This is a genomic window from Nocardia sp. NPDC058499 (assembly GCF_042719915.1).
Classification (GTDB): Bacteria; Actinomycetota; Actinomycetes; order Mycobacteriales; family Mycobacteriaceae; genus Nocardia.
In genome coordinates, this window is sequence record NZ_JBHXMZ010000005.1 from 23,928 (window position 1) to 38,848 (window position 14,921).

A 14,921-nucleotide genomic window follows, 5' to 3' on the forward strand; every position below is an offset into this window, starting at 1 on the left:
GACAGGGAAACAGCGGTTACGAATCCATACCGCTGTGCCCCTTCGGCGTCGATTCGTCGGTTTCGATCTGCTCGCCGGTGGGGTGTTCGTCGGCGTGGGTGGGCTCGGCGTGTTCCTCGGCGAAATCGGGTTCGTCGCGATCGGCCGTGTTCCGGGGGTCGGGATCCGGTGTGCTCATGGGCGGCGGGTACCCCGTCGGCGGTCGGTGACACAGGCCCCGATCGTGCTTCGGTGTTTATCGCCCGCGGATCCGGGAAGCCGCCGACCGGGAAACGACCATGTTCACAGGCCGGGCACGGCACGGCCGGCACCCCATCGAGGAGGACAACTCGTGGACCGAACATCGGATCAGGGATCCGCGACACCCGTCGCGTCCGAGGCGGCGCAGCGCCCGCTCGGCGAAGGCCGGGGCGATACCGACCCCAAACAACAACAGCTCGACCCACTGCGGCAGGACCGGGAGAGCGGGTACCTCACCACACAGCAGGGTGTCCGGGTGGACCACACCGACGACGCACTGAGCGTCGGCGCGCGGGGCCCGACGCTGCTCGAGGACTTCCACGCCCGCGAGAAGGTCACCCATTTCGACCACGAACGCATTCCGGAACGCGTCGTCCATGCGCGCGGCGCCGGTGCCTACGGCTATTTCCGGCCCTACGACGATTCGCTGGCGGAATACACGGCCGCGAAATTCCTCACCGACCCCGGCACCCGGACCCCGGTTTTCGTCCGTTTCTCCACCGTCGCCGGATCCCGCGGCTCGGCCGATACCGTGCGCGATGTCCGCGGATTCGCCACGAAGTTCTATACCGAACAGGGAAATTACGATCTGGTCGGCAACAACTTCCCGGTGTTCTTCATCCAGGACGGCATCAAATTCCCGGACTTCGTGCACGCGGTGAAACCCGAACCGCACAACGAGATCCCGCAGGCGCAGTCGGCGCACGATACGCTCTGGGATTTCGTGGCCGAACAGCCCGAAACCCTGCATGCGATCATGTGGCTGATGTCGGACCGCGCGCTGCCGCGTAGTTACCGGATGATGCAGGGGTTCGGCGTCCACACGTTCCGGTTCGTCGATGCCGAAGGCCGCGGAACCTTCGTGAAATTCCATTGGAAGCCCGCCCTGGGCGTGCACTCGCTGGTGTGGGACGAATGCCAGCAGGTTGCCGGGCGCGACCCCGACTACAACCGCCGCGACCTGTGGGACAGTATCGAAGCCGGCGATTTCCCGCGCTGGGAACTGGGCGTGCAGCTGGTACCGGAGGAACAGGAATTCGATTTCGATTTCGACCTGCTCGATTCCACCAAGATAATCCCGGAGGAACAGGTTCCGGTGCGCCCGGTCGGTGAGATGGTGCTCGACCGCAATCCGGATAATTTCTTCGCCGAAACCGAACAGGTCGCCTTCCATACGGCCAACGTCGTACCCGGTATCGATTTCACCAACGATCCACTGCTGCAGCTGCGCAATTTCTCCTATCTGGACACCCAGCTCATCCGCCTCGGCGGGCCGAATTTCGCGCATCTGCCGGTGAACCGGCCGCTGGCCGATGTCCGCACCCATCAGCAGGACGGATTCGGCCGCCACGATATCCCGCACGGCCAGGCCTTCTACACCAAGAACACCATCGGCGGCGGCTGTCCGGCTCTCGCCGACGAGGATGTGTTCCGCCATTACACCCGGCGGGAAGAGGGCGACGCGCTGCGGGTCCGCGCCGAAAGCTTCAAGGAGTACTACCGGCAGCCCCGGATGTTCTGGCGCAGTATGACCGCGACCGAGGCCGAGCACATCGTCTCCGCGTTCGCCTTCGAACTCGGCAAATGCAAACGTGTGGAGATCCGGTCGCATGCGCTCGAGCAGCTGGTCCGGATCGACCCGGACCTGGCGAGCCGGGTCGCCGGCCAACTCGGACTGCCCACCCCCGACGCCGGCCCGGTGGAAGATGTGCCGTTGTCGCCGGCGCTGTCGCAGGTGAAGGATCCCCCGGCCACCATCGCCACCCGCAAGATCGCCGTCCTGGCGGCCGACGGGGTCGATGTGGCGGGCGTCGAACAGCTACGTTCGGCGCTGCGCGCACGCGGCGCCGAAACCGAGGTACTGGCCGAACACGGCGGCGAACTCCGCGGTGCCACCGACGGGGCCCTGACCGTGGACAAAACCCTGGCGACGATGGCGTCGGTGCTCTACGACGCGGTGGTCGTGGCCGGCGGTGATACCTCCGCCCGCACCCTCGCCGCCGCGGGTCCCGCGGTGCACTTCGTGACCGAGGCATACAAGCACTTCAAACCGGTGGCAGTGCTCGGTTCGGGCGCCGAGGTGCTGCGGGCCGGCGGTATCGCGGTCCCACCCGAACCGGACACCCCGGCCGACGGGGTACTCCAGACCGGCGACGCGGTCTCCGACGGTTTCGTGGAATCCTTCGCCACGGTGCTCGCGGGCCACCGCATCTGGGAGCGCGACACCACGGCGATACCCGCCTGAAGCGCGGGCCTCGGGTGCTGGGTGAGCGGACCGAGCACTTTGACTTCCTCCCGGCTTTGAACGGCCGGGACTCCTCCTGAACCACATGGTTCTCCGGTGGGTTCCTGCTTCACCGAGGTGAGCCGTCCGCTACGCGGCCGGACTTACCGCCTCTCCACAAGCGTTTCGACTCTCCGCAAGCCCTGCGGCGAGAATATTACGAGCAGCGTTCAGATCACGGTCGTGGACAGCACCGCAGGTGCAGGCCCATTCCCGTACTTGCAACGGCTTTTTCTCTCCGACCACCCCGCACGCCGAACATAACCGGGTCGAGGGAAACCAGCGATCCACCCTGGCGAAGGTACGGCGGTGCCGTCCAGCCTTTTCTTCCAGCAGCCGGGTGAACATTGCCCACCCTGCGTCGTGCACCGACTTTGCCAGGCGGGTCCGCGCGAGAGCTCGCACGCTCAAATCTTCCACGAATATCGCTTGGTTCTCGCGAATAATCCTTGTGGAATGCTTGTGTGCGAAATCCCTGCGCGTATCGGCCACCCTCGTGTGCGCCTTGGCGACCTTGATCCGGGCCTTTACCCGGTTCTGCGAGCCCTTCTCCTTCCGAGACAGGCACTGTTGCGCCTTCTTCAGCCGGCGCTCGGCCTGGCGCAGAAACCTAGGACTGTCGATCTTGCGTCCGTTCGACAAGACCGCGAACGTAGTAAGACCCAGATCGATACCCACCTCGGTGTCGACCTCCGGCAACGGATGGTCGCCGACCGTGACCACGAACGACGCGAAATACCGGCCCGCCGAATCCTTGACGATCGTGACCGACGACGGCTCCGACGGCAACTCCCGCGACCACGCCACCTTCAACTCGCCGACCTTGGCCACATACAACTTCCGATTCACCCGCACACCGAAACCGTTGCGGGTGAGCCGGATCGCTTGCCGATTGTCTTTCCGGGACCGAAACCGCGGTTTGCCGAGTCTGGGGCCTTTACGTTTCCCGGACAGGGAGTCGAACCAGTTCCGATACGCGGCGCGGGCGTCCTGGCAGGCCTGCACAAGCACCACCGACGACACCCCGGCCAGCCATGACCGTTCGGGGGTGCGTTTGGCTTCGGTGACCACCTGCCGCTGAATCTCGGTATCCGAGAGTCTCACTCCGGCCGCATACGCGGCATCACGGGCCCGGAGGTTGTCGTTGTACACCACCCGCGCACATCCGAACGCTTGTGCCAGCGCGATGCGCTGACCGGGCGTCGGATAGACGCGGAAGTTGTACCGAAGCTGCACCCGTGCACCGTAACAATGGCCACCGACACAAAATTCTCGAACACTGACCGCGGAGCTATTGATGCGTTATCCCTGTGCTGCAGGGCCAGGCTTGCTCGAGCTGCGTTTCACGGTCGTCCCGACCTGGTATCTGGCGCGCTGGGTACGGTGGCCGGCACGGTGGGGTCTGGACTGGAGGACGATCTCACCGTCCGCAAGGCCACCTACGGCTACCGCGACCGGGAACGCCGCAGCTGGGTCGATCGGCAGCGTGCGCAGGATCCGTGAACCGGCGGCGTGGAATCCGGTGCCGCCGCCGGTCACGAGCAGGCCCGGGGAAACCCGGCTCAGATCCGGAGCTCCTGCGCCTTGGTCTTGGCGCCCTGCACCATGAGATGGAAGGCGTCCGGGTCGCCGCGCAGTAAGGATTTACCCAGATCCTTGATCTGTTCGTAGGAGGCGTGCGGCGGAATCGGCGGCACATCCGGATCGCAGCGGACGTCGAGCACCGTGGGACTCGGGGTGGCCAGCGCCCGGTCCCACATATCCCCGATATCGTCCGGATGATCGATAGCGATCCCCTCCAGGCCCATCTCGTGCGCCAGATCGGCGTAGGGCACATCGGGAAGGTTCTGGGATTCCTCGAATTTCGGCGCACCGCCCATGGCGCGCAGTTCCCAGGTGACCTGGTTGAGATCGTTGTTGTGGAAAACGCAGACGATCAGCCGCCGGTCTTCCCAGAGGTGCTGGTAGCGGGCGATGGTCATGAGTTCACCGAGCCCGTTCATCTGCATGGCGCCGTCGCCGACCAGGGCGATCACCGGCCGGTCGGGATGGGCGAATTTCGCGCCGATCGCATATGGCACACCCGGCCCCATGGTGGCCAGCGTGCCCGACAGCGAGCCGCGCATCTCGCCGCGGAAGCGCAGACAGCGGGCGTACCAGTTGGTGGAGGATCCGGAATCGGCGGTGACGACGGCGTTCCCGGGGATTCGCTCGGACAGTTCGGTGACCACCCGCATGGGGTTGATGGGTTTCGCCTCGACCGCGGCCTGCTGCGCGACCGTCTCCCACCAGCGCGCCACATTCTGCTCGACCGTGTCACGCCACGAGCGGTCCGACTTGCGTTCGATCAGTGGAATCAATTGCCGCAGTGTGGCTTTGGCGTCGCCCACCAGATTCACCTCGGTGGGGTAACGCATCCCGATGAGCGCTCCGTCGATATCGATCTGCACCGCACGGGCCTGATCGAAATCCGGTAGGAACTGGCTGTAGGGGAAATTGGACCCGACGATGAGCAGGGTGTCGCAGTCCCGCATCAGTTCGTAGCTGGGCCGGGTGCCGAGCAGACCGATGGACCCGGTGACGAACGGCAGCTCGTCGGACAGCACGTCCTTGCCCAGCAACGCCTTGGCGATTCCCGCACCGGTGAGCTCGGCGACCTCGAGCACCTCCGCGGCAGCGGCACGAGCCCCCTGCCCGATGAGCATCGCGACCCGCGATCCGTGACCGAGTACCTCGGCCGCTCGCTCGAGCTCCGCCGCCGGCGGGATGAGGGTGGTGTGCTGGCTGCTGGGCGGGCTCGACGGTACCTGCTTGAACGCGTGCTCCGGCGGCTCGTACGGCTCTTCCTGCAGGTCGGCGGGCACAATTACCACTGTCGGCGCGCGCCGGGCCATCGCGGTACGGAAGGCGCGATCCAGGGCATTCGGCAGCTGGCTCGCGACATTGACCTCGACGAGATAGTCCGAGGCGACGTCCTTGAACAGCGATTGCAGATCGACTTCCTGCTGGTAGCTGCCACCCATCGCGCTGCGTGCCGTCTGGCCGACGATCGCCACCACCGGGACATGATCGAGTTTGGCGTCGTAGAGGCCGTTGAGCAGGTGGATGGCGCCGGGACCCGAGGTCGCGGTACACACTGCGACCTTTCCGCTGAACTTGGCGAAACCGGTCGCCTGGAAGGCCGACATCTCCTCGTGGCGCGCCTGAACGAACCGAGGCTGATTGCCGGCGCGGCCGAAGGCGGCCACGAGACCGTTGATCCCGTCGCCCGGATATCCGAAGACCTGCTCGACACCCCATTCACGGAGACGTTGCAGTACGTAATCGCCCACCTGCAGCGGCATGAGTCCTCCTGGTTCTGGTGGATGGCGCGGCGTCGCGGGCGAAATACCCGCTCGGCGCCGGTTCAACCACGGCGGGCGGCGGGTACGTGAACGGCGGCAGTAAACGGGTAACCGGTGCCGGAGAGCCCCTGGAGGTGGTGTGGCATGAACGAATACGGTGGCCCCGGACGAGGTCCCCTACAGCCGGTCGACCCGATGAACCCGGCCGATCCGCTGAATCAGGTGGATCCGGCTTCCCCGGTGGCCTCGGGCGAACCGGTGGTGCCGGGCGACCCGATGAGTCCGGTGAACCCTGCCGACCCCATGGAGCCGAGGGTGCCCGTGGTGCGGGAAAAGCCGATGCGGACCTGGCTGTGGCCCACGCTGCTGGTTTTCGGGTTCGTCATCGGTGTGGCCCTGGTGGTGATGATGGTGGTGAGCTCGGCGGATTTCGGCGACGAACCTGCCCGGGTGACCCCCACGCCGGAATCGTGCCATCCGTTCTGCACGAATACCGGTGCACCGCCGGCGCCCTGATCCGTTGTCGACACGTTGCTCGGCGCCGTGCCGGGCAACGGTCGGAGCGTAGGCGCGTTCCAGGGCCCTGGACATATCCGTAAAGGCTGTTCAGCGCACCTTTACGCTCCTCGTGTGCCGAATTCTGCCCATCCGTATTCATTGCCGGATCCGAATGTGAAACAACAGCATCTCTTTCATTCATGGAAGGTGATCGATGAGCACCGGCAAGCACAGAGCAGTGAGTCCGAAGCGGCAGAAGATGGGATCGCTGATGGTGGCGGGGGCAGTTCCCGTGGTTCTCGCCATGGTGGGCAGCGGCACCGCGAGCGCCGAACCCGGCCGATACACCGCGGTGAGCCCCGCCGAGCACGATGATTCCGCACCGCACGCTGCCGTCGACGAGGCTGTACCGCCCGGGGCCGCCGGGTATGCGGGCGACGAGGCGCGGTGGCCGAACGCCGAAGCCCCGAATGTGCGTCCTTACCACGGCGTACGCATTCCGGACGACACCCTGAGCTCGCTGCAATGGGCGCGGCCCGTACCGGACAGCGATTATCTGTCGCCCGTGGAGAATCTGCACGGACCCGCCCCCGTATCCCCGGTGCCGCCGATCGCGCCGCCGCCCGGTGTCCTGCGGTTCGGCGATCTCCGCGTGGACGCGCCGGAGTGGCTGCCCAGGGAGCAGGCGATCCAGCTCAACGACGGTGCCGCCGTCACCGAAGCGCAGCTGGCCACATTCCTGGACTCGGTCGGGATGGAACGCACCCGGTCCGACCGGATTGCCGGTCAAACCCTCGGCGCGGCGGCACTCGGGGCCGCAGCCGGTGCGGCGGTGGCGGCGCCGTTCGCGCTCGTCGGCGCCGGTGTCGGCGGGGCGATCGGGTTGGCCGTCGGGCTGCCGTTCGCGCCGATCGGGCTGGGCGCGGCACCACTGGGTGCGGCCTACGGTGCAGCCCTCATGGCCGCCCCGCTCGCCGCGGTCGGCGCGGGAATCGGTGCCGGTGTCGGTGCCGCGCATGCCCTGAGTGCGCCACCGCGGGCCATCGGCCCGGCGCCCGACGAACGAACGGTGCTCGCGAGCTGATCACCGTACCGGCGGAGGTCAGGCCGAATGCGGGAGGCTGGTGAGCGCCCGGACCGCGTCGGCCAGCGGGATCATCCGTTCGGACTGTTCGGCCAGCAGGCCCATCTCGATGTACTGGCGGATCAGGATGGACGGTGTCACCCCGTGTTCGGCGGCCTTGCGCCGGACCCGGTCACGCATCTCCGGTGTCCATTTGAACGAGGTGGCGACCATACCCTGTTCGATCCGGTCCGTGGCCGGCGGCAGCGGCGGCAGGGTAGCGGTGTCGTCGTAGGTGAGCGTATTCAGGAAATCCTCGGCCGCCTCGGGAGTCCGGGGGTAGCCGGGGTCGGGTTCGTTATCGATCATCTCGGGTCGCCTCCCATGCGGTGTACTCGGCGAGCTGGTGGGGCCGCATCGGGCTCGCCAGCAGAATCTGCCAGCGGGTATCGGCGCGGAGCCACCGCAGCAGCACGATCAGGGCGCGGCCGTCGTCGGTACGGCCCCAGACGGTCGCGGTGGGTAGTCCCTCGCGGCTCGTTGCCGCCCGGGGCCACCGCCGCGGGGAATACAGCACCTCCAATACTTCCCAGGGCTCGATTCCGCTGCGGTGGAGCAGGTCGTACGCTCCGGCCCACCATTCGTATTGCCCGTGATCCACGGACAACCACGATAATACCCCGGTAGTACCTCCGCGGCCCAGAGCCCGCCCCGGGCGGTTGCGGTCGGCCGCCCCGGGCGGTTGTTGTCAGGCAGGCGCGGGCACCGGAGTGTTCTGCCGCGCCGCGACCCACCAGCGCCCGCCCTCCCGGACCAGGACGTACAGCGCGACCATTGCGGGATCGCGGTCGATGAGTTCGCCGTGCGCGGTGACCGCGCGGGCCGTCTTGTGCGCGATCGCGATATCGGGACGCAGGAAAACGATATCGGTCACCGCATAACGCACATGTTCGCCGGCCAGGAAACCGGCCAGGCCGCGCCGGGCGGAATCCAAGAGGGCGTCGTATCCGGCGGTGATCGCGCCCACCGCGTTACCCGCAGCGGCGTTGGCGGTGAATCCGCTGACCATCAACTCCGCGTCGTTGGTGTTGTAGCCGGTTTCGACATCGCCGACCAACTGCCGGATCGCGGCGATATCGGCGGTGTGGTCGACCGTGCTGTCCTCGACCGTGGGGCGTTCGTACGCTGTTGCGCTCATGACAACAGCCTGGAACCTCAATAGAGGTTGTGGTCAAGCGGGCGGGACAATGGCATCCGTCACGAACCCGGCCCGGTCAGCGCAACTGGACCACAGCCGTCGCACGGCCGAATACCCGGCGGCCCTGATGGCGGGCAGTGAGCGCGATCGTCGCGGTCCGTGCGACCGGATCGGTCGCCTTCACTCGGCCGCCGAACTCGATCTCGGCGCCCTCCCGCGTGACGAAGACCGGACTGGTCAGCCGGACCGCGTACTCCCGGAGCGCACCCGGGTCACCCAGCCAGGAAGTGACGAAGCCCGCGGCCGTACCGATCGTCAACATACCGTGCGCGACCGGAGCCTCGAGATCCACGCGATCGGCGACCTCGGCGCTCCAATGGATCGGGTTGGGATCCCCGGAAACTCCGGCGTAGTTCACCAGATCCCCGATCGTGAACCGCACCGTCCGGGCGGGTAGTTCGTCGCCGACCCGGACGGTATCGAAATCGCGGACGTACGGGCCGGCCGGCGGCTCGGCGCCGGGCGCGGCGGGCCGCGAAACCGGTGGGCGGACGGCCGAACCTGCGCGCGGGGCGGGGGTGGTGCGATCGGCGCCGGGCCGGAAACCGTGCATGAGGACACCGGCACCCAGTTCACCGAGGTCGGGCCCCGCACCGCTGCGCCCGACCACATCGGTCCGGGAAACCAGCACCAGCGCGCCGTGCTGATCGGTGACCACGGTTTCGAACGACATGAGGTCGCCACCGAACGCGTGGCGCACCGATTCCAGACAGACCTCGAAGGACAGGGCGTCGCCGGGACGTATCGGCCGGTGATAGCGGATCACCTGATCGGTCTGCATGACCTGGCTCAGGTCGTAGCCGGTCATCACCGATTCGAACATTTCGGTCTGCGCCAGGAATCCGGGCACGGAGAACAACGTCGGCGGGGCGATCAGACCGTTGTATCCATAATCGATGCCGGCGCCCTCGGACCAGTGCACCGGATGGTGGTCCTGGACGGCGCGGGCGAACTCGCGGATCTTCTCCCGGCCGACCACATAGTGGTCGCGGGTGCGGTAACGCAATCCCACCGGAAGTTCACCTGCGGCGAAAGTGCTGCCGGTGGAATCGATTACATCCTCATGCCCCATGAACCCGAACCTTACCGAGTCGATATCGATAGTGCTGAGCGACTGCCTTGCACCCGGTGCGAGGCCGGTGCCCGTCCACGGCCGTCACCCGATATTCGCCGACAGGTCCGGCAACATCCGCAGCGCCTGATCGGCCCAGTTGTTCCACGCGTGGATACCGTGGGCAGGGAAGTCGTAGTGCACGTTCTGTGCCCCCAGCGTCGCCATCCGCACCTGGAATGCCCGGGTGTTCACCAGGGCCAATGCTTCCAGCCCCATCCCGTTGACCGTGCCGATACTCGGGCCGTCGGTCGCGGTGGGCAGCCCGCTGGCGGCCGAAACCCACAGTCGCGTGTTGTTGGCGACCAGGCTGGGTGCGGCGACGAACGGGTCGATATGCAGCCACTTCGGATCCCACGGGGCCGCCATCGAATCCACGTTGTATCCGCCGGCGTCGACCATCGCGACCCGGATCGCCTCCCGCATACCGGGCGCGGAGATGTTCAGGTAACCGGAATAGGAACCGGCGAAGCTGAACTGACCGGGGTAGTGCGCGGCGAGGGTGAGCGCGGCGCTACCGCCCATCGACAGGCCGAAGACGCCGTTGCGGTGGCTCGCGAAACCCAGCCGGTCGCGCAGGGCGTTCGGCAGGTCGCGGGTCAGGAAGGTCTCCCACTTGTAGGTGTAGGACTTCCCCGGACCTGCCGCCAGGGCTTGCAGCCCGCCGGAGCCCGACGCCGAACCCGACGCCGATCCGTTCCCCGACCCGCTTCCCGGCGGTACGCCGAGGAAGGTGCTCGGGGCGTTCCAATCGGTGTAGAAGCTGGACTGCCCGCCGACCGGCATCACCACATTGATATTCCATTTGGTGAATTCCCGGGCGATATCAGTATCGATCTCCCAGCCGCTGAGGTCCTCGCGGGCGCGCATACCGTCGAGGGCGTACACCACCCGCGACGTATTGCCGTCGGCGGCACGGAACACCCGGGATTTGATCGGACCCATCGCGGAGTCGACCCAGAAATCCATCCCCGTGGGATCGAAGGCCGCCCGTGCGGCCGGAGCAGCGCCACCGCTGACCAGTGACACTGCCTGGATCATCACGGCGAGCACGGCGGTGGCCAGCCAGAATCTGCGGCGGCTGCGGAGGGCGGGAATCGCCGGTGACAATCGCATGAGTGAACAGGGCCTTTCGTCCGGTGTGAGCACATCGTGCGCACGGCCGGCATCCGCCGTCCGTGCGCTTCCCGACCGGTGCCGAACAACGCGTGGCCCTGCCACGGCATCGGCATACCGGTTTCTGTGTCGCTACCGGAGACTGTCCTGTTACCTTTTTGTGATGTGTCACGCGCCCGGGTCGCGGCGCCTATGACCGGTTCCGGCCGGCCACCGTGGCCACCCGAGCACCCTTCTCCGCTACTTCTGCGCGTTCTTGTACGCCTCGAGCACCTCGGCCGAGATTCGGCCGCGGTTCGAGACCTCCATACCGTTCGTGCGGGCCCATTCGCGGATGGCCTGGGTCTGCCGGGTATCGGTCGCAGCCTGGCTGGGACGTTTACTCTTCGTGACCCGGCCGCCGACCCGGCGCGCGTGCGCAGCCCACCCCCCGACGATGTCGCGCAGTTTCCCGGCATTGTGTGCCGAGAGATCTATCTCGTAGGTGACACCGTCCAGAGCCAGGGTGACGGTCTCTTCCGCCGGCGAAGTTCCGTCGTAGTCGTCGACCAGCTCAACGATGACCTTGCGCGCCATGCATTCCTCCGAAAGTGGGCAAATTGTCCCGACAATCGTAGCGATATCCTTACGGCGCACCGGAACCGGCGGCGGCTGTGGCCGGCGTGCAGGTACCGCGCGGTCTTCACGGCGCGGCGAAGCGCCGGATCTCCTCGACCACGATGCCGGGGTCGGTGATCGGGGGATAGTGGCTCGAATTATGCGCCAGGACATGGCGTCCGCCGGTAACGGTCGCGCGGTGCGCGTGCGCGGCATTGGCTGCCGCCCGGATTCGGGTGTTCATCCCGTCGCCCGCGCGGGCGCCCGATACGACGGTGACCGGGATATCGCCGAGGACCGGAGGCGTCTCGCGCCAAGCCGCGAGGTCGTCGAGGAAGGTCCGGGCCTGTCTCGCCTGCGTCCGGATGACCTCCGGAGTGAACGCCTCGCGTTCCATATCGGCGCGGACATCTGCCGGCATCGCGTCGAGCATCCAGCCGAACATCCGGGGCAACAGACCCAGTCGCGCGAGGGCCCGGTTCACCGTGATCGCCACGCGTTCCATGCGCCGGAAGGCGGGCCCGAACAACATCTCTGCTGCCTCATCGGTGGGATCGACGAGCACGAGCCCGGCCATGCGGTCGGTCCGCCGGGAGGCAGCGAGCCGGGCGATCACTCCGCCGGCGCTGTGTCCGGCCAACACGAACGGTCCGGGCCCGAAATGATCGAGCACATCGACCAGATCATCGGCCATCCGGTCCAGGCTCCGGCCCGCCGGATCGGCAGGGCTACGGCCCAGGCCCGCACGGTCGTAGACGACAGCGCGGGCGAAACGGCCGACCTCGGGTTGCACCAGCCCCCACGAAGAGCGAGTGGCCGCCGCGCCCGCTTCGAAGACGACGACCGGGGCCGTGGAGTTCTGTGGGCCGGGCAGGACCATGGTGTGCAATCGACGCCCATCCCGGGTGGTCACCCACTCGGAGACCCCTTGGATGTGGTGATCCGGCCCGGTTACGGCGTCCGGTTCGAGCATGCGGCATCCCCTCGTTCTGCGTTTCCCCCGCCCCAGGGGAGCGGCTCCGGTCCGGAGCCCGGGCACCACACCGGCACCCGGCCGTACGGTAGCACCGCCCGGTCCCCGCTGGGTGCTCGTCGCGGCGTGGTCCGCGGAGATCGTGCCCGGCCGGCAATGCGCGAGATATCCCCTTTCGAGGCCGGTCGAAACCGCGGACAACCAAACCCGGTGAGGTGCCGCGCGAACACGCCCAGCGGTACCCTCTGCCCGGCACCGTGCCGGAAATGCGAGGCACGAGCCGGTTCCCGGAACCCCGGCCGACTGTTCCGGCACTGGGGGAGCCACCAGGGACCTCGCGATGCGCTCGGTCTGTCCTGGCCGCGGCCGGGGCCGAACGCCCGCTTATCCGACCCGGGTCGTGTGGAACTCGTGAAATGCGCGCAGCGTCTCCTCCGGAGCCTCCAGCTGCGGGTAGTGACCGACAGCGGGCAGTTCCACCACATCGGGTTCGTCGACGACGCGGCGATAGCGGCGCGCCATCCGCTCCCCGGACACCGGATCGCGTAAACCGTCGATCAACCGGACCGGCACCTGCGGCCGGACGAGGGCACCGACCCAGCGCTGCCGGTGCGTCCGCCGTTCGGCCATATACCCCATCAGCTTGTGGCCGTTGCGTTTCCCGTGCTTACTGCACCACAGCAGCCAGAAACGGTGCATTTCGTCGGCATCGGGTCTGGTGTCGGGCCCGAACACCGCGGCCAGGCTGTGCGCGAAGGTGCTCTCGGTACCGAACCGGCCGACCAGCGGGCCGAGTGGACCGGCCAGGAGCCGCTGGATGGGCCGCGGCCGGTGGGCCTCCGGGAAGAGTCCGCCGTTGAGCAGGCAGACGGATTCGATGATCAGCGTGGTATCGCCGGCGGCCCGGCGTTCGGCATCACGGGCCAGCAGTTCCTGGGCGACGGTATCGCCGTAGTCGTGCGCGAGGATGTGGAAACGGTCGATGCCCTGTTCACGCAGCAGTTGCTCACACAGATCGGCCTGATCGGCGATCGTGTAGTCGTAGCGCTGCGGTTTGGCCGACCAGCCGAAGCCGATCAGATCCGGGGCCAGGACGCGGGCGAACTGCTCGCACAGATCCGGCCAGATCCGGTGCCAATCCCAGGACGCGGTGGGGAAGCCGTGCAGGCACAATAGTGTTCCCGCGGAACCGGTTCCGCCGGGCCGCCAGAAGATCTGGTGTCCGCGATGGGTGAAACGCTGCCCGTTCGACCGCCAGCTCGCAAACTCGTCCATGGTCACAGCATGCCCCGCCGCGGGCCCGTGGTCGAGCAAGTCCCGGGCGCGTCGGCCGGCGGCTCGGGATCGGTACCGCGGCGGTATGGGTTTGCCTGCGGCCACACGCGGTCCGGTGCCGGGCTTCGCCGTACCGCGTCCATTAGGGTCGGTGCCGCAACCATCGAGGTCCAGACCCGACGAACCGTCCAGGAGGCCCGCCGTGCGGATCGGCATTCTGCTCAGTGAACGATCCGGAAGCGACGCCTTGCGTACGCTCACCGATGACCTGCACCGGACCGCCGACGAAGGATTCGTCTCGGCCTGGATGTCGCATATCTTCGGCGTCGACGCGCTCACCGCGCTGGCGGTGGCCGGTAGCCAGGTACCGGAGATCGAGCTCGGGACGGCCGTGGTGCCGACCTACCCGCGGCATCCGGGCGCGCTCGCCCAGCAGGCCCGCACGACGGCACTGGCGGTGGGCCCGGATCGGCTGTCCCTCGGTATCGGGCTGTCCCATCGCGTCGTCATCGAGAACATGTTCGGGTACGGGTTCGAGCGGCCCGCCCGCCACATGCGCGAATACCTCTCGATTCTCGGCCCCTTGCTGGAACGGCAGCCGGTGTCCTTCACCGGTGAAACCCTGACCGGGAATCTGGAACTCGGGATCCCGGACGAAGGCCGGATCCCGGTTCTCCTGGCCGCCATGGGCACCCGGATGCTGCAACTGGCCGGACGCCGCGCCGACGGCACCGTGCTGTGGATGACCGGGCCGGCCACGATCCGGGAGCATATCGCCCCGACCATCACCGCGGCCGCGACGGACGCCGGCGGGCCCCCGGCCCGTATCGTCTGCGCGCTACCGGTGCTGGTGACCGACGATGCCGACGCTGCGCGGGAACGCGCGGCCCGCACCTTCGCCACCTACGGCACACTGCCGTCCTACCGGGCGATGATGGACCGCGAGGGCGCGGCCGGTCCGGCGGATCTCGCGATCATCGGCACCGAGGACCAGGTCGCCGCCCGGGTGCGGGAGGTCTTCGACGCCGGTGCCACCGAATTCGTCGCCTCGGTCTTCGCCGGCGGCGCGGAAGCACAGCGCACCCGGGCGCTGCTGGCCGGCCTGCTCGGTTGAGCGCTCAGCCCCCACCACTCGGGCCCGGCCGACCGCTCGAGCCCGGCC

The 14,921-nt window shown here is 67.5% G+C and carries 15 protein-coding genes; 4 read left to right on the forward strand and 11 right to left on the reverse strand.

The window, feature by feature from the left end; genetic code table 11:
- Positions 1-16: 16 nt before the first annotated feature.
- Positions 17-178, reverse strand: a complete 162-nt coding sequence (locus ACFWPH_RS16680; protein WP_378751862.1) for a hypothetical protein — start codon at positions 176-178, stop codon at positions 17-19.
- A gap of 267 nt (positions 179-445) precedes the next feature.
- Here ACFWPH_RS16680 and ACFWPH_RS16685 point away from each other — a divergent pair, with 267 nt between their 5' ends.
- Positions 446-2,485 carry a catalase gene (locus ACFWPH_RS16685; RefSeq protein WP_378752648.1) on the forward strand — a complete coding sequence of 680 codons (2,040 nt, stop codon included), beginning with the start codon at positions 446-448 and terminating at the stop codon, positions 2,483-2,485.
- Positions 2,486-2,614: 129 nt separating this feature from the next.
- Here the strand turns inward: ACFWPH_RS16685 and ACFWPH_RS16690 are convergent, their stop codons facing one another.
- Together ACFWPH_RS16690 and ACFWPH_RS16695 are read right to left on the reverse strand one after the other, a co-directional pair.
- Positions 2,615-3,760: an RNA-guided endonuclease InsQ/TnpB family protein gene (locus ACFWPH_RS16690; protein ID WP_378751864.1), complete on the reverse strand. Its 1,146-nt coding sequence runs from the start codon at positions 3,758-3,760 to the stop codon at positions 2,615-2,617.
- Between the two features lie 326 nt (positions 3,761-4,086).
- Entirely contained in the window at positions 4,087-5,868 is a 1,782-nt protein-coding gene (locus ACFWPH_RS16695) for a thiamine pyrophosphate-requiring protein (protein WP_378751866.1), read from the reverse strand.
- Between the two features lie 144 nt (positions 5,869-6,012).
- On the opposite strand from ACFWPH_RS16695, the gene ACFWPH_RS16700 reads away from it, so the two are divergent.
- Both ACFWPH_RS16700 and ACFWPH_RS16705 read left to right on the forward strand, forming a co-directional pair.
- Complete coding sequence (locus tag ACFWPH_RS16700; protein ID WP_378751868.1) at positions 6,013-6,384, forward strand: hypothetical protein; 372 nt, start codon at positions 6,013-6,015, stop codon at positions 6,382-6,384.
- A 196-nt stretch (positions 6,385-6,580) separates the two neighbouring features.
- Positions 6,581-7,450, forward strand: a complete 870-nt coding sequence (locus tag ACFWPH_RS16705) for a hypothetical protein (RefSeq protein ID WP_378751870.1) — start codon at positions 6,581-6,583, stop codon at positions 7,448-7,450.
- Positions 7,451-7,468: 18 nt separating this feature from the next.
- Here the strand turns inward: ACFWPH_RS16705 and ACFWPH_RS16710 are convergent, their stop codons facing one another.
- From ACFWPH_RS16710 to ACFWPH_RS16745, 8 genes are all read right to left on the reverse strand, one after another.
- Positions 7,469-7,798, reverse strand: a complete 330-nt coding sequence (locus tag ACFWPH_RS16710; RefSeq protein WP_378751871.1) for a hypothetical protein — start codon at positions 7,796-7,798, stop codon at positions 7,469-7,471.
- A complete protein-coding gene (locus ACFWPH_RS16715) occupies positions 7,788-8,090 on the reverse strand; it encodes a hypothetical protein (RefSeq protein ID WP_280417995.1) in 303 nt (100 codons plus the stop codon). Before ACFWPH_RS16715 ends, ACFWPH_RS16710 begins: the two co-directional genes overlap by 11 nt.
- An 87-nt stretch (positions 8,091-8,177) precedes the next feature.
- Positions 8,178-8,627 carry an SgcJ/EcaC family oxidoreductase gene (locus ACFWPH_RS16720; protein WP_378751874.1) on the reverse strand — a complete coding sequence of 150 codons (450 nt, stop codon included), beginning with the start codon at positions 8,625-8,627 and terminating at the stop codon, positions 8,178-8,180.
- A gap of 76 nt (positions 8,628-8,703) precedes the next feature.
- On the reverse strand, positions 8,704-9,759 hold the full coding sequence (locus tag ACFWPH_RS16725) for a fused (3R)-hydroxyacyl-ACP dehydratase subunits HadA/HadB (RefSeq protein WP_378751876.1): 1,056 nt from the start codon (positions 9,757-9,759) through the stop codon (positions 8,704-8,706).
- Positions 9,760-9,843: 84 nt separating this feature from the next.
- A complete protein-coding gene (locus ACFWPH_RS16730; RefSeq protein WP_378751878.1) occupies positions 9,844-10,914 on the reverse strand; it encodes an alpha/beta hydrolase in 1,071 nt (356 codons plus the stop codon).
- Between the two features lie 240 nt (positions 10,915-11,154).
- Positions 11,155-11,490 (reverse strand): Lsr2 family protein, encoded by a 336-nt coding sequence (locus ACFWPH_RS16735; RefSeq protein ID WP_378751880.1) that lies wholly within the window; start codon positions 11,488-11,490, stop codon positions 11,155-11,157.
- Between the two features lie 106 nt (positions 11,491-11,596).
- Positions 11,597-12,484, reverse strand: coding sequence for an alpha/beta fold hydrolase (locus ACFWPH_RS16740; RefSeq protein WP_378751882.1), 888 nt, complete (start codon positions 12,482-12,484; stop codon positions 11,597-11,599).
- A gap of 384 nt (positions 12,485-12,868) precedes the next feature.
- Positions 12,869-13,759, reverse strand: coding sequence for an alpha/beta fold hydrolase (locus ACFWPH_RS16745; RefSeq protein WP_378751884.1), 891 nt, complete (start codon positions 13,757-13,759; stop codon positions 12,869-12,871).
- A 202-nt stretch (positions 13,760-13,961) separates the two neighbouring features.
- Between ACFWPH_RS16745 and ACFWPH_RS16750 the strand changes: the two genes are divergently transcribed.
- Entirely contained in the window at positions 13,962-14,873 is a 912-nt protein-coding gene (locus ACFWPH_RS16750) for an LLM class F420-dependent oxidoreductase (RefSeq protein WP_378751886.1), read from the forward strand.
- The last annotated feature ends 48 nt before the right edge of the window (positions 14,874-14,921 follow it).